Source organism: Undibacterium sp. Di24W (assembly GCF_049340325.1).
In the GTDB taxonomy this organism is placed as follows: domain Bacteria; phylum Pseudomonadota; class Gammaproteobacteria; order Burkholderiales; family Burkholderiaceae_D; genus Undibacterium.
In genome coordinates this window covers 246,425-263,840 of record NZ_JBMPOP010000004.1, presented here as the reverse complement: position 1 = coordinate 263,840, position 17,416 = coordinate 246,425, and the positions used below count along the sequence as shown (strand labels likewise).

Below are 17,416 nucleotides of genomic sequence, written 5' to 3'. Positions count from 1 at the left end.
TGAATCACCTCATTCAGTTACATCAAGGTAGGCGTACGGTAAAGGTAAAAAATTGAAAACGGGCCCATCACTAACGCCCAAGTGTACTTTGCCTTGTTCTTGATCGGCCAGTTTAATTTCAACCAGACAGGCGAATTCATCACTTAAGTTGCGCTCGGCATTGACTATCATTCCACAAGGCTGAGTTGGGTCATTATCAGAAAAAATCTCCATCGCTACATCAACCGTATCTGCTTTAACTAGGGCAATTGCCATCCTGCGTTTGAGTTTGCCAAGGTACTGACTGCGCGCTACGATTTCTTGACCTGGATAGCAGCCTTTTCTGAAGTTCACACCACCAATCAGTTCAAAATTAATCATTTGTGGCACAAATTTTTCTTTGCTTTGTTCGAGCACTTGCGGCAAACCTGCATGGATGTTGCCCAAGCGCCAGATGCTGTCATCTACTTTCTGTAAACTTGCATCAATCTGCGAACTTATTTCTGCAAATTTTGCATGAGAGACGAGCCATTGATAGCGCGCAGTTTCAAAGGCATCATGCAAGCGAATTAAAGTACCCGCCGCATTGCTCAATTTGTCGTTAATTGCACTTGGTAATTTGCTAAATTGCGTCAATAAAAATGCTTCTGCTGCGTTACCGCTCAGGCCGAGAAGCGCAAATTGCTCAGAGACGTCTTCTAACTTCACTTTGGAGCGCATTACAAACATCTGTAAGCGTTTTTGTAGCGCCGGTTGCAAACTGGCTGAACATTGAAGCACGATATTGTCATCTGTTTTCCAGTATAAAAAACTGGCCAACATGCGTCCTTTCGGTGTGCAGTAAGCGGCATACCGTGAATGGGTGTTGTTGAGGTGTTCAACGTCATTGCTGAGTTGGTTATGCAGAAAGCTAGCAGCATCATCGCCATTGGCTTGTATCAGACTCTGATCTTGTATCAGACAAATATACCCATTTTGTAATTGTTCACTGGTGAGTTTGCCGGCATCCATTGTTTTTGATGTTTCGAAAAATTGCTGTGTTGTGCTCATATTGTGCTCATTTTTTCCAGTTTTTATGCCAATGCAGAATGCTTCCCTTTACAATGGCAACGATTTTTCGTGATTATCGCAGTAAATTGAGATTAGTGTTCACATGGCTTCTTTGAAAAAATTCTTTGTATTTTGTACTTTGTTGAGTATGTTGCTCGCGGCGCTCGGTACTTGGGCTTTTGTGCGCTGGATGGATACCCCTTTAGATAATGATAAAGGCATAGAGTTTACGATCAAGCCAGGAAGTAACGTACGTAGTGCGGCGCGGCAGTTGGTCGATGCAGGTGTGCCTATACAACCGTATTTTTTTGAGATGCTAGCGCGCGTCACGGGTAGGGCTGCTAGTTTAAAGGCGGGCTCTTTTGAATTGGCGCCACAAGAGACACCACAACAGTTATTAAAGAAAATCGTTGAAGGTAAATTTAGCTTTAGCAGTCTGAGCGTTATTGAAGGATGGAGCTTTAGGCAGATGCGAAATGCGATTGATGCACATGCATCAATTCGTCATGATACGACCGGACTATCTGATCAAGATTTACTAAAAACAATAGGTAGCAAATATCAACATCCAGAAGGCTTGTTTTTTCCTGATACTTATTTGTTTGCGAAAAACAGTAGTGATATTCAAGTCTATCTGCAAGCGCACCAAGCTATGCTTAATAAACTGGATGAAGCTTGGAATAAGCGCCAGCAAAATTTGCCGTATAAAGATCCTTATCAGGCTTTAATCATGGCCTCCATCGTTGAGAAGGAAACAGGTCAGGCTTCAGAGCGTGGCATGATCGCCTCGGTTTTTGTGAATCGGTTGCGCGCTGGCATGTTATTGCAAACCGATCCAACTGTTATTTACGGTATGGGCGATAAATTTCAAGGCAATATCCGAAAACGCGATTTGACGACGGATACCCCTTACAATACCTACACGCGTGCAGGTTTGCCGCCAACGCCGATTTCCTTGCCAGGGCGGGATGCGATCAAAGCAGCTTTAAATCCAGAGCCCAGCAATGCCTATTATTTTGTAGCACGCGGCAACGGTACTAGCCAGTTTTCAGAGAATTTAAACGATCACAATAATGCGGTGAATAAGTATCAACGCTAGTCCATGACTGATAGAAACTCAATCGCTTAACATGAGGCTAGAAAAGCTACTTTAAAAACGAGAATAAAGTATGACGAACAAAGAACATTCAAAAGGTCTGTTTATTAGTTTTGAAGGCATTGACGGTGCTGGTAAATCTACCCATATCAGTTTTGTGCAAGAAGCATTGAGACAGCGCGGCATTAGGGTTATAAGCACTAGAGAACCTGGCGGTACACCGTTAGGAGAAGCTTTGCGAGCCTTGTTGCTCAAAGAAAAAATGCATCTGGAAACCGAAGCTTTGCTAATGTTTGCGTCACGACGTGAGCATATCGCTCAAGTGATACAACCCGCATTGGATGCAGGCACTTGGGTGATTTCGGATCGTTTCACTGATGCGACTTTTGCCTACCAAGGTGGCGGGCGAAAATTAGATTTGAATAAATTGAACGCTTTAGAGCAATGGGTGCATCCGGATTTGCAACCTAATTTGACTTTACTATTTGACGTTCCGATTGATGTGGCCCGCACACGTTTGGATGCGACACGTACCTTGGACAAGTTTGAACAAGAGAAGAGTGATTTTTTTAGTGACACTCGCAACGAATACTTGCGTCGTGCTACAGAATTTCCGCACCGGTTTAAAGTAATCGACTCGACCCGAAGCATAGAGACGATACAGCATGAATTATTGGACATTATTAATGAAATTTGCACCAAAGCCGCGAGCTAAAAAACATCCCGTGAACAGCATGAAAATCAAACAATGAGTCAAGCTTTATTCAATTGGCAGCAAGATACCTGGTCGCAGATTATGTCTATGCGCGGCCGTATGCCGCATGCCTTTTTGCTGTATGGTGCCGAAGGTATAGGTAAAGCGCAATTTGCTGAGTATTTGGCCAAGTCCCTGTTGTGTGAATCACCTGCGGGCGATGGTCATGCATGTGGGGCATGCTTGTCTTGCAATTGGTTTGATCAGTACAGTCATCCTGATTATCGTCGGGTACGTCCAGGTCTTTTAGATGAAGAAGATGCGGCTGACGCCGAGGCAGGTGAGGGCGCTGATGAGCCCGAAAAGAAATCTGCAAAAACCAGTAAAGCGCCATCGAAGGAAATCGTGATTGATCAGGTACGAGCTTTATCTAACTTCATGAATATTTCCACTCATAGGCAAGGGACGCGTGTGGTTGTGATGTACCCAGCAGAGGCTTTAAATACGCCCGCTGCCAATGCCTTGTTGAAATCCTTGGAAGAGCCCAATCCGAATACTGTGTTTATTTTGGTCTCACATAAAGTGGATAGGCTGTTGCCAACGATATTGTCTCGTTGTCATAAATTGCCCTTGACCATGCCAACTAAAACACAGGCTTTAGATTGGTTAAGCACGCAAGGTGTAAAAGAACCAGAAAGCTGGTTGGCACTACAGGGCGGCGCGCCTTTGCTGGCATTGGAAATGGCCCAATCAGATGACACTAAAGATCTGGAGGAGTTTCTGCGAGGCCTAAGCAAGCCCGACATCGAAGTGAGCTTAAAGTTGGCCGATAAAATGCAGAAAATGGACATGCCAAGAACCGTATCGTGGCTGCAGCGTTGGTTGTACGATATTTTTTCTTTTAAGCAAAGCGGTAAAATCCGGTATTATCCAAAGTATCAATCAGATATCAGTCGACTAGCGGCACGCAGTAACAACGATATATTGATGAAATTGATCAAAAACAGTCAGGATAGGCAGGCCATTGCGTCTCACCCCCTGTCTGGGAAGTTATTTTTAGAAGATATGCTGTTAGAATATTCTTCGAGTTTTATCTAAGTGGTAGCGGTGCGTTTGCAAGCTATCGTGCTATATCGTTTCTTGGATCGAACTATCCAATTGAAGCTTATTACTGGAATTTGTTATGGCTGATTTACCACAAGATCCTAGTGTTCCTTTGAATATGCCATCGCCTTCGCGACCATCGGTATTGTCATTGGCGATTAAAGAAAAGTCTGCTTTGTTTTCGGCCTATATGCCATTTTTGAAAAATGGTGGGATTTTCGTTCCCACTAACAAATCCTATAAGTTAGGTGAAGAAATCTACGTTATTTTGACTTTGTTGGATGATCCAAGTAAGTACCCTATTGCGGGCAAAGTGGCTTGGGTCACCCCAGCAGGTGCTGGAAACAACAAATCGCAAGGGATAGGTGTACATTTTCCGAATGATGAAAGCGGTGTTCGGGTTAAGCTAAGGGTTGAAGAAGTATTGGGTGCTAGCATTCGTTCTTCTCGTGCTACTCATACTTTGTAAAAACATCTTAAATATTAAAAATGACCTCGCCTGATTGTCGCTGATCACAGTGTGGCGAGCGCGGTTTTTTTACGCGTAGCATCTTTCCATGTTACGTGCTTCTTCAATATCACTTTCTTACTCTTTCTTTATGTCGTCTTCCAACTTATTAGACAGCGCATTGCCAAGTGCTCCCCAATTTGTACATCGCATTGCTCGCTTGGAAGACTTAACTGACATCGTTGGTATCTACAACTCCACAGTAGCTTCACGTATGGTGACCGCTGATACAGAAGAGATTTCGGTGGAGTCACGCTTGAACTGGTTTCACGAGCATACGCCAGAGAAACGGCCATTGTGGGTGGTTGAAAACGAGGAAGCACAAATCGTTGGGTGGCTCTCATTTTCCAATTTTTATGGACGCCCAGCTTATTCAGGTACCGCGGAATTATCGATCTATTTGCATGAAAGCATGCGCCGTAAAGGTTTGGGACGTTATTTCCTTGAGCAAGCAATAGCATTTGCACCGCAAATTAAGGTGCATACCTTACTTGGCTTTATTTTTGGTCACAACGTGCCGAGTATGAATTTGTTTGCCTCCTTCAATTTTGAAATCTGGGCCAATATGCCTAAAGTGGCCAATTTAGATGGCATAGAACGCGATTTGATTATTTTTGGTAAGCGGGTTGATGGCGTTTAAATCGCTTTTGCTTTGTTCGTAGAAAGTTAAAATGCCGCGCTATCCTTTTCAATATTTAAGGTGGTAGCTAATAAATTGCTGCAAAATCAAACGCTTATGTGTTAAACAGAGTAAAATTCGGGCTTATCTACATCTCTATGTGTGGCTCAATTCGATTGAGTCAGCATCAATCAATTAGGAATCCCTACTATGCTGAGCTATCGCCATGGTTTTCACGCTGGCAATCATGCTGACGTTCTCAAACATTTTGTTTTAATCGAGTTACTAAACTATTTAGGTCAGAAAGATACTGCCTATACCTACGTCGATACGCATTCTGGTGCTGGTTTATACTCTTTGGATACCGGTTATGCGATGAAAAACGCTGAATACGAAACCGGTATCGCGCCATTGTGGGATAGAGATGACGTTCCAGCTGCTTTACAGATCTATTTGGACTTGGTCAAAGCGATGAACCCTAGCGGCAAGATGCGTTACTACCCGGGTTCTCCGTATTGCGCGAATGAAGTCATGCGTTCACAAGATCGATTGCGTCTGTTTGAATTGCATCCTAGTGAAATCAAAATCCTCAGCGAAAATTTTCGCAAGTTAGAAGCGCATAAAGCGGAGCAGGGCGAGCGCCAAACTGTACGTGGAAAACGTATCATGATCAATGCGGGTGACGGCTTTGAAGGATTGAAAGCGATATTGCCGCCGCCGTCGCGCCGTGGTCTGGTTTTGATCGATCCACCGTATGAAGTAAAAGACGATTATCGTCGCGTCAAAGTGTGTTTAGAGGATGCTTTGGTGCGTTTTCCAACGGGTACTTATGCCGTTTGGTATCCCGTCTTATCACGCATAGAATCAAAACAATTACCTGATCGTTTAAAGCGTATTCCTGCGAATGGCTGGTTAAATGTGACGCTGAGTATTAGCGGCCCAACACCCGATGGTTTTGGTTTGCACAGCAGCGGCATGTTTATCATCAATCCTCCTTGGACTCTAGAGGCGACTTTACGTGAAGTAATGCCGTATCTGGTGCGCGTCTTGGGTAAAGACGTCAGCGCTAAGTTTGAAATTGAATCAGGTGAAACAGAAACGGTTCGTATGAAAGGTCCTGTACGCGTACCTGTGGATCGTAGTATTCAAGGTCAGGGACGCACTCCGGTTGCAGGTGGTGCACGTTCGCAAGTTGGTAGTTTGCGTACAAAAGCGGGTCTTAGCACAGGTCGAGGCACCGGCACAAACGCAAGCACAGGTGCAAAAGTGAGTCGCGATGCCGGTCAGGGAAAACGCGTTGCACGTCCTGCCAATCTATCTAAGGCGCGTTCACGTTAATTCTGTACGAAATCGGCGTGTGGCCTTAGATCCATCTAGGCCTGCGCCAAACTTGTTGGTATTTCTCATGGAGAGGCTTATGCAAAAAATCTTTTTCGCATTCGTGTTGAGTCTTGCAGCAAGCAGTCATTTTGCGCATGCCGATACGATCAATAATACGATTAAAATCGCGGTCATCGATCCCATGTCTGGGCCATTTGCGCCTATCGGTCACAATACCTTCAATTCCTTTACTTATCTTGCAGAACGCGCGAATGCCGAAAAATGGGCGGGTGAACATCGACTAGTATTCGACGCATTTGACAATAAAGCTGGTGTGCAGGAAAGCTTAAGTCTGCTGCAAACGGTGATTGACAAAGGCTACCGTTTTGTTGCGCAAGGAACAGGGTCGGCCGTTGGACTAGCGTTGATCGACGCCATCAATAAACACAATCAACGCAATCCTGGGAAGGAAATTGTTTATCTGAATCACGGCTCGATTGATCCAGACATGACCAATAGCAAATGTAGTTTTTGGCATTTTCGATTTGATGCAAACTCGGACATGAAAATGGAAGCGCTCAGCAGTTTCATGGCAACGGATAAAAAAATTAAGAAAGTGTATCTGATTGGTCAAAACTACTCACATGGCCAGCAAGTCGCCCGCGCGGCGAAGTCTTATTTAGCGCGTAAGCGACCTGATGTGCAGATCGTGGGTGAAGACTTACATCCACTCGCAACGGTTAAAGATTTCGCACCTTACATCAGCAAAATTAAAGCCTCAGGCGCCGACTCTGTCATCACTGGCAATTGGGGAACTGACTTGGCGCTATTGATTAAGGCAGCGAAAGAAGCGGGCTTGGGCGCCAATTTCTACACCTATTACGCCAGCTCAACGGGTGTGCCAACCGCGATGGGTGCTGCTGGAATCGACAAAGTAAAGCTGATCGGCTACTGGCATCCGAATAATGCGTCAGCACTAGGCGCGCAATTGACTAAAGGTTTCAAGGAAAAATACAAAGATGATCTGTCCTCTGTTTCCACGTATTCCTTGATTGCCAGCCTGAGTAAAGCTGTAAAAAAAGCAGGGACGATAGACTCTGTCAAAGTCGCCTTTGCGCTCGAAGACACGCAAATTGATTTCTTCGGCAATCCAGCCAGTATGCGTAAGAGCGATCATCAATTTCAACAAAGCTTATATCTGTCTAATTGGGTCAAGCTGAATGGAAAGGATGTTCTGTTCGATCAGGAAAATACCGGCATGGGCTGGCAGACTTTACAAAAAATCGACGCCTTCGTGGCAGCGCAACCAACTTCTTGTCAGATGAAACGGCCTTGATTTCTTCTCGACTGTTAACGAATGCTTGAGACAACGTGAAAACATAGATCCGTGGAATTTTTCCTCATCAATTTGTTAAATGGCTTGAGCTACGGCCTATTGCTCTTCATGCTATCAGCAGGACTGACTCTGATTTTCAGCATGATGGGCGTTCTTAATTTTGCGCATGCCAGTTTTTATATGTTGGGTGCATACCTTGGGTATACCTTTAGTGGTTTGTGGGGATTTTGGTGGGGCTTATTGCTGGCTCCGGCGATCACTGGTTTGCTTGGCGTCTTTGTCGAACGCTTTGCACTTAGACGATTACATGCGCAAGGTCAACTTGCCGAACTTCTTTTTACTTTTGGTCTCGCTTATCTGATTGTCGAGGTGGTTCAATTAACCTGGGGCCGCCTGACGGTTCCCTATGCGATTCCGGAAAGTTTGCAAGGCGCGCTGTTTCTAGTCTATTCCAGTACTTTTTCACTTTATCGCGCATTCATGGCGTTGATTGCTCTGGTAATGCTAGCAGTAATTTATCTATCGATTACGCGAACGCGTATCGGCTTGGTCATACAAGCTGCATTGACACAGCCGACCATGGTAGAAGCCTTAGGGCATAACGTGCCACGTATTTTTATGTGGGTGTTTGGCACGGGTTGCTCGTTGGCGGGTTTGGCTGGTGCTGTGGGTGGCAACGCCTTTGTCACGGAGCCGGGTATGGCGGCCAGTGTAGGCAGTATTATCTTTGTGGTCGTGGTGTTGGGTGGTGTGGGATCTTTGGCAGGAGCATTTTGGGCATCCTTATTGATCGCATGTGTTCAGACGTTTGCTGTGACTCTTGACGTCTCATTGCTCAGCCTCATTCATCGACTTGGAGGAGAAATTCAAACAGATCATTTTGCTTATGGCTTACTCTCTTTAAATGTGTCGCAAATTGCGCCGATCTTACCTTTTTTGATGTTGATCTTAATGTTAGTCTGGCGACCTCGAGGCATGATGGGGACGCACAATGCTTAGCAATACTCAACTGCGATTTCAGTCATCACTGTCAATGGTTTGTATTGCAGTGGCGTGTCTCGCAATCTTATGTTTGCCTGGTTATTTTTCTTCCGGCAAAGCCTTAAATTTCGTTTCTCAAGCTTGCATAGCCGCTGTGTTCGCATTGTCCTTTAATATGCTACTCGGCCAGACTGGGATGCTGTCTTTTGGTCACGCGGCCTATTCAGGCTTGGGTGGATTTGTCGCCATCCATGCTATAAATAAAATTAGTGACGGTAGTTTGAATTTGCCGCTTAGTTTAGTTCCCATGGTAGGTGCTTTTGCTGGCGCATTGTTTGGCAGTATTTTTGGATGGATATCGAGCAAGAAATCAGGCATTACTTTTTCTATGATTAGTTTAGGTATAGCTGAATTAGTGTTTGCCAGCGCGTTGATGTTTCCTGGATTTTTTGGTGGTGAGGGGGGCATTAGTGCCAATCGTGTTTCGGGCGAGCCTGTCTTTGGCGTCACGTTTGGCCCGCAGGGTGAAGTTTGCTATCTGATTATTTCTTGGACGATCATCGCTGCGCTGGCTATGTACTTTATTCAAAAGACACCCTTAGGCAAACTGGCAGAAGCAGTACGAGACAATTCCGAGCGCGTCGCCTTTATTGGCTTTGATCCACGTTGGATACGTTTCTTAATGTTGGTCTTATCCAGTTTCTTTGCCGGCATCGCTGGTGCCTTATCGGCCATTAATTTTGAAATTGTGAGTGCGGAAAATCTGAGTGCCGTGCGTTCCGGTACAGTTCTTCTATTTACCTATATCGGTGGCATTAGTTTCTTCTTAGGCCCTGTTGTTGGCGCTGTGCTTGGTGTTTTTATGTCGGTATTCCTATCTGAGTTGACGCCGGCCTGGCAGTTATATATGGGCATTTTGTTTATCTTAGTTGTTGTAAAGGCGCCGCAAGGTTTAACAGGATTGGCTGTGGATTTTTTCCAAGCCTTTCAGCAAGCCCGAATACAGGCGAGATTGCAAAATTTGTTTTCGCGCTGCGCTGTCTATGCACTTATTGGCAGCCTTTTTTCTATCGGGGTAATTCTGCTTGTTGAAATGCTGTATCGTCTGCGTTTTCAATCGGGAGATGAGCAAATACTTCGAGTGTTTGGCTTGGAGCTGAACCCACATAATCTGTTTGCTTGGGGTATGGCGACGCTATTCATGGGCGCGAGCATCTGCATTAAGTCATTACTTAAAGCGAAGCTAAGAGGGGACCTATGAGTTTGTTGTGTCTGCAGCGTGTGACGCTTGAAATCGGCAATACTAAGATACTTCGCAGCGTTGATTTGGCGTTGCAAGCAGGGGAACGACTGGCTCTAATCGGCCCAAATGGGGCGGGGAAATCTAGCCTATTTGATTTGATTTCAGGGCGAAACTCTGACAATGCGAAAATAAGTGGTCATATATTTTTGAACCAGAAAGAGATATCCGGTCTGCCACCGCATCAAATCGCACGACAAGGTTTGGCGAGGAGTTTTCAAGTCAGTAATGTATTTACCCACTTAAGTGTAATTGAAAATTTATCTTGTGCTGTCATGTGGCATCTAGGTTGTCGTTATAGTTTTTGGCGAAGATTTTCGCAACAAAAACAGATACATGAGCAAACTGCACAGTTATTGGACGCGATAGGATTAAACTCACAGAGAAACTGTATTGCAGGAGAATTGAGCTATGCCGAACAACGCACTTTAGAAATGGGTATGACGGTTGCTAGCGGTGCACATTGCATCTTGTTGGATGAGCCCACGGCTGGCATGAGTCGCTCTGAGACAGAAAAAACCATAGCATTAATTCGTGCGTTAAGTACAGGCAAAACTCTGTTGATGGTGGAGCATGATATGCAAGTAGTATTTGAACTGGCCGATAGAATTGCAGTGATGGTGCATGGGGAGATTATCGCTTGCGATACGCCGGAAAAAATCCGCCTTAATGCCAAAGTCCAAGAAGCCTATTTAGGTCATTTGGAGCACGCAGCATGAGTGCTTTGCTATACGTAGAAAATTTGCACGCCTACTATGGTAAAAGCCATATTTTGCATGGCCTTAATTTCGAAATCAAATCTGGTGAAGTATTGGCGTTATTAGGCCGAAATGGTGTAGGGCGCTCAACGACTTTGAAGGCGATTATGGGGATGGTCAGCGCTAAGGGAAGTATTCGTTTTAGGGGGCAAACTATACTCGGCATGCCAAGTTTCAAAATAGCACAATCTGGCATTGCTTATGTCCCCGAAAACCGCGAGATCTTCGCCGAATTAACTGTAGAGCAAAATCTGCATATAGGGCAAAAGTCTGGTGTGACAGATCAAACGCATTGGCACTTAGATGAGATGTATGATTTGTTTCCTATCTTGAAGGAACGTAGTCGGACAAAAGCAGGCGTATTGTCGGGCGGCGAGCAGCAAATGTTAAGTCTGTCACGCAGCTTGCTAGGAAATCCTGATTTAATATTGATTGATGAGCCGACTGAGGGGTTGGCCCCTAAAGTCATAGAACTTTTGCGCGGTTTCTTTCTCAAGATTAAGCAACGTGGTATTGCGATTCTATTGGTTGAACAAAAACTGAATTTGGCTTTAGAAGTGGCGGATCGTTTTCTGATAATGGGGCATGGGCAGGCTGTGTTTGAAGGCGATCAACAGACATTGTTGGCTAATGAATCGATTCGCCGAGAATGGTTGGAAGTTTAATTTAGAAAGCGATCCACTTTAAACCAAGTTAATTTTAAACATAAAAATAAAGAGACAAAAACATGAGCGCATCTATGCAGATAAATGGCAGCCTAGCCATTATTACTATTGATAATCCACCAGTGAACGGACTCGGCCACGCAAGTCGTTCTGCCATCGCAGAATGCTTAAAGATAGCTGAAGCAAATGTAGAGGTGCAAGCCATCTTGGTTACGGGTATCGGCAAAGCTTTTTCTGGTGGCGCAGATATTAAAGAGTTTGGTACAGATAAAACCTTTGCCCAACCGTCTTTACCCGCTTTGATTGAACAGATGGATGCCTACACCAAGCCGATTGTTGCCGTCATCAATGGTGTGTGTATGGGAGGCGGTTTGGAGTTGGCCTTGGCTTGTCATTATCGCGTCGCAAGCAGTGGCGCGCAGATCGCTTTGCCCGAAGTGAAATTAGGGCTATTGCCAGGCGCGGGCGGCACACAGCGTTTGCCGCGCTTATTAGATATGGAGAGCTGCGCCAGCATGATCAGTAACGGGCAAATTGTTTTGTCTGATAACTTGGCTCAGAGCGCTATGTTTGATGTTTACGAGACCGATCGGGAAAAACTACTCGCCAGCGCTCAAGATTTTGCACATAGTATTGCTGACGTACGACCAATTCCACGCGTACGTGACAGGCCCGCGAATGCTCCCAAGAATGCTGATTTGTTTGCAGCCACGCGTAGTGCACTAGTAAAAAAAGCTAAGCATTTCCCTGCGCCTTTTGCTTGTCTCGAGGCTTTGGAAGCGAGCCTTGTACAAACTTTTGATGAGGGCGTTAAAACTGAACGCGCTATCTTTCAGCGCTTATTGCAAAGTCCGGCATCACTAGCATTGCGGCATATTTTTATGGCAGAACGCGCTGCTGGAAAGATTGCGGGCGTGGATGCAAATACGCCCTTACGCAATATCAAAGCGGTGGCAGTGATCGGCGCTGGAACCATGGGTGCGGGAATTGCCATGAATTTTGCCAACGTTGGCATACCCGTGCAAATTTTGGATCTGCAAGCAGCGTCATTGGAAAAAGGCCTGGAGAGAATTCGACATAATTATCAAAGCGCGGTCAGTAAAGGCAAGCTCACGCATGAACAATGTGAACATCGGTGTGCATTGATAGTCGGTGTCGATCATTACGCTGCGGTTGCCCAAGCTGATCTGGTGATAGAAGCCGTGTTCGAAGAAATGCAAGTGAAACAAAGTGTGTTTGAACAGCTCGATGAGGTGATGAAGCCGGGAGCTATTTTAGCGTCGAATACGTCGACTCTGGATTTGAATCAGATCGCGCGTTTCACCAATCGTCCGCAAGATGTCATTGGCTTACACTTCTTTAGCCCTGCCAATGTGATGGAGTTGCTAGAGATAGTTCGGGGTGAGGAAACAGCGGCGGATGTGCTGGCGACTTGTTCTGCATTGGCGAAGAAGATAAAAAAGACTGCGGTAGTCGCTGGTGTTTGTGATGGTTTTATCGGCAATCGCATGTTAGAACAATACACCAAACAGGCTGCGTTTTTGTTGGAAGAGGGCTGTACGCCGCAGCAAGTGGACAACGCCATCGAAACCTTTGGCTTTGCGATGGGACCATTTCGCATGAGCGATTTGGCGGGGAACGACATTAGTTGGGTGATTCGAAAACGCCGCCTTGCAGCAAACCCTCAAGCAATTTATTCCAAGCTCGGCGATTTGCTATGTGAGCGGGGGCGATTTGGTCAAAAGACCCAAGCTGGTTGGTATGACTATCAAGTCAATGACAGAACGGCGCATCCATCTGAACTAGTAAATCAGTTAATCAAGCAACATGCACAAACGCTAGGCGTAGTGCAAAGACAGATCAGCGATCAAGAAATCGTTCAAAGATTGGTGTTGGCACTCGCAAACGAAGGCAGAAAAATCCTGCGCGATGGCATTGCGGCGCGCTCTTCGGATATCGATATCGTGTATTTAAAAGGCTATGGTTTTCCGATGCATCGTGGTGGCCCTATGTTTTATGCAGACTGTTTGGGCTGGGATAATGTGCTCAACCTCTTGCAGCAGTTTCAACAAGGGTATCAAGGTGGAACCTGGATGGATTGTTAAACCAAAAACTATGATAGCGGAGGCATCTAGAACTAACCGATTTTATGAAATTCAGGATTTCATTTTTCAAATCTGCTAAATTAGGAACAGACTCGCGGCTATGCAGCGACGATTGAAGTAATTAGGACGAAAAGAAGGGATTTGATCTGACTTCAACTATAGTGCTGGCGCCAATATGATTTGCCCAGAAGCTTGAACAATCTTCAAGATGAAAATTCGCTTTGACAGTTACCCAAATAGGCTAACAACTCACAATGAGGAGCGGTTTATTTCTAAGCTTACGATATTCATTCTATCCAGCCCACATTTCATTAAAATTCTTAAATGCCCACTTATGCACGTCTTCGTGCGCAACGATCTTCTCGCCCTTGCAATCCATCGTAGGACGAGAAAGATCGACGATTTGCGGGGGAACGTAAGTCTTTGATTTGGTCGAGAAAAATATTTTGACTATGGGTTTAACTAGAGATTTGGATTGTTCCAGCACGACAGCAAGACGTCCAGAGGAGAGTCTGACAAGCGATCCAACTGGATAAATTCCTACACTACTGATAAACGCTTGAAAAACATCTTTGTCGTATTGCGCCTCACACCACTCGCTCATTCTCTGTATCGATTCGACGGGTTCCCATCCCGCTTTATAAGGGCGATTAGACGTTATGGCATCGTACACATCGCAAACAGCGCCCATTTTGGCAAATAGTGAAATCTCGTTTTCCGCCAAGCCGTGCGGATAGCCACTACCATCAATGCGTTCATGATGGTGTAAGACGACATCTAAGGTGATTTCTTGATGAAACCCATTCTCCGTCAGTAAGCGATGACCTTCCTGAGGATGGGTTTTCATAATGTCAAATTCTTCCTTTGTCAGCTTTCCTGGTTTCAATAAAATTTCAGTCGGTGTGACGGCTTTTCCCAAATCATGTAATAGACCGGCGAGACCTGCCTCATGGGTATGTTCGTCATCTAGATTCAAATGATGAGAGAGCGCGACCATCAGTGCGCATACCGCGACGGAATGCATGTAGGTGTAATCGTCAGCGGTTTTTAGACGTGCTAGGCTAATCAACGCGTTTGGATTACGCATCACCGAATAAGAGATTTCCTGAACGATCTCACCCGCATGGTCAACCGAAATGGCTTTACCCATACGGGTTTCTTCAAACATAGATTGCACTGACTTTTTTGCCTTCGCACATATCTTTGCTGCGCGCTGCATTTCATCAGTCATGCTGCTGGCTTTTGGTTTTTCTTTTGCGCTCGGTGTGGCAATGGCGGAGGTATTCTCGGCAATTGGCGTCTGTGACAGGGAGAGCGTTTGTTGGTGTTCTAACTTTGATTCAGCAATGACGTCCGAACCTTTATCAAGATTGATCCAAACTTCTGAAATGCCACTGTGCTCAATGAGCGTAATGTCCTTAGCATTGGTAATGACGAACTTGGATCGCCAAAATGGGTGATCGATCCAGGAACCACAAAGCGATTGTAGGTACATACCAACTCGCAGTTGCTCGACAGGGATTTTTTTAAGCATGCGCACTCCCTCGGTATTTACAGAATTTACGAGAAGTTGGTTTCTTTTTGGGAATTCATTGTAGCGGTTTGTGCCGCCAAAATGGTGGCTTAAAATCCAAACCAGTGATAATTTTTTCTCTTCGTTCTATGCGGACATTTATGGATAAGTAGGGGCGGAACAAATTGAGATAAGTGTAAGAAAAATGGCTTAGAGTAAATTGAGAAGTAATTTAATCTGACATCATTTTTTACAAGCTGGTTGGTACAAATATCAAACCAATGACAGAAAGGCGCATCTATCAGAACTCGTAAATCAATTAATCAAGCATCATGAACTAACCCTAGGCGTAGTACAAAGACAGTTAGCGATGAAGAAGTCGTTCAAAGATTAGTATCAGCATTCGCAGATGAACGCAGAAAAATCCTGTGCGACGGCATTGCAGCGCGCGCTTCGGATATTGATATCGTATATTCAAAAGGCTATCGGTTCCCTTTACATCTTCGCGGCTCTATATTTAATGTCGATAGCTTAGGTTGGGGAAAAGGCGATAGTCTTTTGTAACTATTCCGACAGGGACATTAGGGACGCACCTAGACTCTTTGAATCGTGATAAGTTGGCTTGTTATGTGATTAAAAAACGGTTTGCCACTGAATCAAAGGTTTTGCTGAGATTTATTTTAAGAATCTTCTCTTACTCCGCGTGTACGGGCGAAAAAACGCAGTAGGCACTATGGACGATGATATAATGCGCGGTTAATTTAATTCCATGCAAAAGGTCTCAACGTGTTAGCAACAGCAAATATCACCATGCAGTTTGGCCCTAAGCCACTGTTTGAAAACATCTCAGTTAAGTTTGGCGAAGGCAACCGTTATGGTTTGATCGGCGCCAATGGCTGCGGTAAATCCACTTTCATGAAAATTTTGGGTGGTGATCTGGACCAATCCTCTGGTACTGTCATGCTTGACCAAAATGAGCGTTTAGGTAAATTGCGTCAGGATCAGTTTGCGTTTGAAGACATGCGTGTGCTCGATGTAGTGATGATGGGCCATACCGAAATGTGGGCAGCAATGGCTGAGCGCGATGCGATTTACGCGAATCCTGAAGCGACTGACGACGATTACATGAAGGCCGCTGATCTGGAAGCTAAGTTTGCTGAGTATGATGGTTATACTGCGGAAGCGCGTGCAGGTGAATTGCTATTGGGCGTCGGCATTCCTACCGATCAGCACCAAGGTTTGATGAGTTCTGTAGCCCCTGGTTGGAAATTGCGCGTGTTGCTAGCACAAGCTTTGTTTTCCAATCCAGATATTCTCTTGCTCGACGAACCAACCAATAACTTGGACATCAACACAATTCGCTGGTTAGAAGATATTTTGAATCAACGTAATTCAACCATGATTATCATTTCTCATGATCGTCACTTCTTGAATCAAGTTTGTACGCACATGGCGGATATGGATTACGGTACCTTAAAGGTCTATCCGGGCAATTACGACGAATACATGCTCGCGTCTTCTCAAGCGCGTGCACAGCAGTTAGCGAATAACGCGAAAGCCAAAGATAAAGTCTTGGAATTACAAGATTTCGTACGCCGTTTCTCAGCAAACAAATCGAAAGCGCGTCAGGCGACATCACGTGCTAAACAGATAGAAAAAATTAAGATCGAAGACGTTAAGCCATCGAGTCGTCAAAATCCATTTATCCGTTTCGACGGCGAGAAAAAATTGCATCGTTTGGCTGTCGAAGTCAAACATTTATCTAAAGCCTATGATCAAAAATTGTTCGACAGTTTTGACATCATGATCGAAGCAGGCGAACGCATCGCTATTATTGGTGCCAACGGTGCGGGCAAGACGACTTTATTGCGTTGTATAGGTGGAGCTGATCTGTGCGGCTTAACGGCGGATCGCGGTGAAGTGAAGTGGGCTGAGAATGCCAACCCAGGCTATATGCCACAAGATCCTGCCGAAAATTTTGCGTCAGACAAAAATTTGACTGACTGGATGGGCATGTACACGCAAGAGGGCGACGATGATCAGGCAGTTCGTTCTATCCTCGGTCGTTTATTGTTTAGTGGTGACGACGTGAAGAAGTCAGTTAAAGTTTTATCCGGTGGTGAAAAAGGACGTATGACTTACGGCAAATTAATGCTGGGGCGCCATAACGTGTTACTGATGGATGAGCCGACGAATCACATGGATATGGAGTCGATTGAATCCTTGAATATCGCCTTGGAAAAATATGCCGGCACTTTGGTATTTGTATCGCATGACCGCGAGTTTGTCTCTTCGCTAGCAACTCGTGTTTTGGAAGTGAAAGACGGCCAGATCATTGACTTCCGCGGCACGTATGAAGAGTATTTGACCAGCCAGGGTATTGAGTAA

At 45.1% G+C, this 17,416-nt stretch carries 14 protein-coding genes and 1 pseudogene; 13 read left to right on the top strand and 2 right to left on the bottom strand.

Features of this window, described 5'->3' with window-relative positions:
- Positions 1-9: 9 nt before the first annotated feature.
- Positions 10-1,029 carry a YgfZ/GcvT domain-containing protein gene (locus ACO0KZ_RS10325; RefSeq protein ID WP_422995077.1) on the bottom strand — a complete coding sequence of 340 codons (1,020 nt, stop codon included), beginning with the start codon at positions 1,027-1,029 and terminating at the stop codon, positions 10-12.
- Between the two features lie 103 nt (positions 1,030-1,132).
- Here ACO0KZ_RS10325 and mltG point away from each other — a divergent pair, with 103 nt between their 5' ends.
- From mltG to ACO0KZ_RS10265, 12 genes and pseudogenes are all read left to right on the top strand, one after another.
- A complete protein-coding gene (gene mltG / locus ACO0KZ_RS10320; protein ID WP_422995076.1) occupies positions 1,133-2,128 on the top strand; it encodes an endolytic transglycosylase MltG in 996 nt (331 codons plus the stop codon).
- 70 nt (positions 2,129-2,198) lie between these two features.
- A complete protein-coding gene (tmk, locus tag ACO0KZ_RS10315; RefSeq protein ID WP_422995075.1) occupies positions 2,199-2,840 on the top strand; it encodes a dTMP kinase in 642 nt (213 codons plus the stop codon).
- 33 nt (positions 2,841-2,873) lie between these two features.
- Complete coding sequence (gene holB, locus ACO0KZ_RS10310) at positions 2,874-3,917, top strand: DNA polymerase III subunit delta' (RefSeq protein ID WP_422995074.1); 1,044 nt, start codon at positions 2,874-2,876, stop codon at positions 3,915-3,917.
- An 85-nt stretch (positions 3,918-4,002) separates the two neighbouring features.
- On the top strand, positions 4,003-4,392 hold the full coding sequence (locus ACO0KZ_RS10305) for a PilZ domain-containing protein (RefSeq protein ID WP_422995073.1): 390 nt from the start codon (positions 4,003-4,005) through the stop codon (positions 4,390-4,392).
- A gap of 130 nt (positions 4,393-4,522) precedes the next feature.
- Positions 4,523-5,071: a GNAT family N-acetyltransferase gene (locus ACO0KZ_RS10300; protein ID WP_422995299.1), complete on the top strand. Its 549-nt coding sequence runs from the start codon at positions 4,523-4,525 to the stop codon at positions 5,069-5,071.
- A gap of 189 nt (positions 5,072-5,260) precedes the next feature.
- Positions 5,261-6,142 (top strand): annotated as a pseudogene (locus ACO0KZ_RS10295) (23S rRNA (adenine(2030)-N(6))-methyltransferase RlmJ); the annotation flags it as partial.
- 325 nt (positions 6,143-6,467) lie between these two features.
- Positions 6,468-7,706, top strand: coding sequence for a branched-chain amino acid ABC transporter substrate-binding protein (locus ACO0KZ_RS10290; protein WP_422995072.1), 1,239 nt, complete (start codon positions 6,468-6,470; stop codon positions 7,704-7,706).
- Positions 7,707-7,814: 108 nt separating this feature from the next.
- Positions 7,815-8,705 carry a branched-chain amino acid ABC transporter permease gene (locus ACO0KZ_RS10285; protein ID WP_422995298.1) on the top strand — a complete coding sequence of 297 codons (891 nt, stop codon included), beginning with the start codon at positions 7,815-7,817 and terminating at the stop codon, positions 8,703-8,705.
- Positions 8,698-9,948 carry a branched-chain amino acid ABC transporter permease gene (locus tag ACO0KZ_RS10280; RefSeq protein WP_422995071.1) on the top strand — a complete coding sequence of 417 codons (1,251 nt, stop codon included), beginning with the start codon at positions 8,698-8,700 and terminating at the stop codon, positions 9,946-9,948. The genes ACO0KZ_RS10285 and ACO0KZ_RS10280 overlap by 8 nt, the downstream gene beginning before the upstream one ends.
- Positions 9,945-10,706, top strand: coding sequence for an ABC transporter ATP-binding protein (locus tag ACO0KZ_RS10275; RefSeq protein WP_422995070.1), 762 nt, complete (start codon positions 9,945-9,947; stop codon positions 10,704-10,706). The genes ACO0KZ_RS10280 and ACO0KZ_RS10275 overlap by 4 nt, the downstream gene beginning before the upstream one ends.
- Before the next feature lie 5 nt (positions 10,707-10,711).
- A complete protein-coding gene (locus ACO0KZ_RS10270; protein ID WP_422995297.1) occupies positions 10,712-11,410 on the top strand; it encodes an ABC transporter ATP-binding protein in 699 nt (232 codons plus the stop codon).
- A 62-nt stretch (positions 11,411-11,472) separates the two neighbouring features.
- Positions 11,473-13,515, top strand: a complete 2,043-nt coding sequence (locus ACO0KZ_RS10265; RefSeq protein ID WP_422995069.1) for a 3-hydroxyacyl-CoA dehydrogenase NAD-binding domain-containing protein — start codon at positions 11,473-11,475, stop codon at positions 13,513-13,515.
- Between the two features lie 292 nt (positions 13,516-13,807).
- Here ACO0KZ_RS10265 and ACO0KZ_RS10260 read toward each other — a convergent pair whose 3' ends face one another.
- Positions 13,808-15,049: an HD-GYP domain-containing protein gene (locus ACO0KZ_RS10260; RefSeq protein ID WP_422995068.1), complete on the bottom strand. Its 1,242-nt coding sequence runs from the start codon at positions 15,047-15,049 to the stop codon at positions 13,808-13,810.
- A gap of 765 nt (positions 15,050-15,814) precedes the next feature.
- On the opposite strand from ACO0KZ_RS10260, the gene ACO0KZ_RS10255 reads away from it, so the two are divergent.
- Positions 15,815-17,416, top strand: coding sequence for an ABC-F family ATPase (locus tag ACO0KZ_RS10255; protein ID WP_422995067.1), 1,602 nt, complete (start codon positions 15,815-15,817; stop codon positions 17,414-17,416).

Coding starts and splice junctions, on each gene's coding strand:
- mltG (WP_422995076.1), top strand. CDS start 1,133: ATGGCTTCTTTGAAAAAATTCTTTGTATTTTGTACTTTGTTGAGTATG.
- ACO0KZ_RS10285 (WP_422995298.1), top strand. CDS start 7,815: ATGCTATCAGCAGGACTGACTCTGATTTTCAGCATGATGGGCGTTCTT.
- ACO0KZ_RS10265 (WP_422995069.1), top strand. CDS start 11,473: ATGAGCGCATCTATGCAGATAAATGGCAGCCTAGCCATTATTACTATT.
- ACO0KZ_RS10300 (WP_422995299.1), top strand. CDS start 4,523: ATGTCGTCTTCCAACTTATTAGACAGCGCATTGCCAAGTGCTCCCCAA.
- holB (WP_422995074.1), top strand. CDS start 2,874: ATGAGTCAAGCTTTATTCAATTGGCAGCAAGATACCTGGTCGCAGATT.
- ACO0KZ_RS10305 (WP_422995073.1), top strand. CDS start 4,003: ATGGCTGATTTACCACAAGATCCTAGTGTTCCTTTGAATATGCCATCG.
- ACO0KZ_RS10325 (WP_422995077.1), bottom strand. CDS start 1,029: ATGAGCACAACACAGCAATTTTTCGAAACATCAAAAACAATGGATGCC.
- ACO0KZ_RS10290 (WP_422995072.1), top strand. CDS start 6,468: ATGCAAAAAATCTTTTTCGCATTCGTGTTGAGTCTTGCAGCAAGCAGT.
- ACO0KZ_RS10260 (WP_422995068.1), bottom strand. CDS start 15,049: ATGCTTAAAAAAATCCCTGTCGAGCAACTGCGAGTTGGTATGTACCTA.
- tmk (WP_422995075.1), top strand. CDS start 2,199: ATGACGAACAAAGAACATTCAAAAGGTCTGTTTATTAGTTTTGAAGGC.
- ACO0KZ_RS10280 (WP_422995071.1), top strand. CDS start 8,698: ATGCTTAGCAATACTCAACTGCGATTTCAGTCATCACTGTCAATGGTT.
- ACO0KZ_RS10275 (WP_422995070.1), top strand. CDS start 9,945: ATGAGTTTGTTGTGTCTGCAGCGTGTGACGCTTGAAATCGGCAATACT.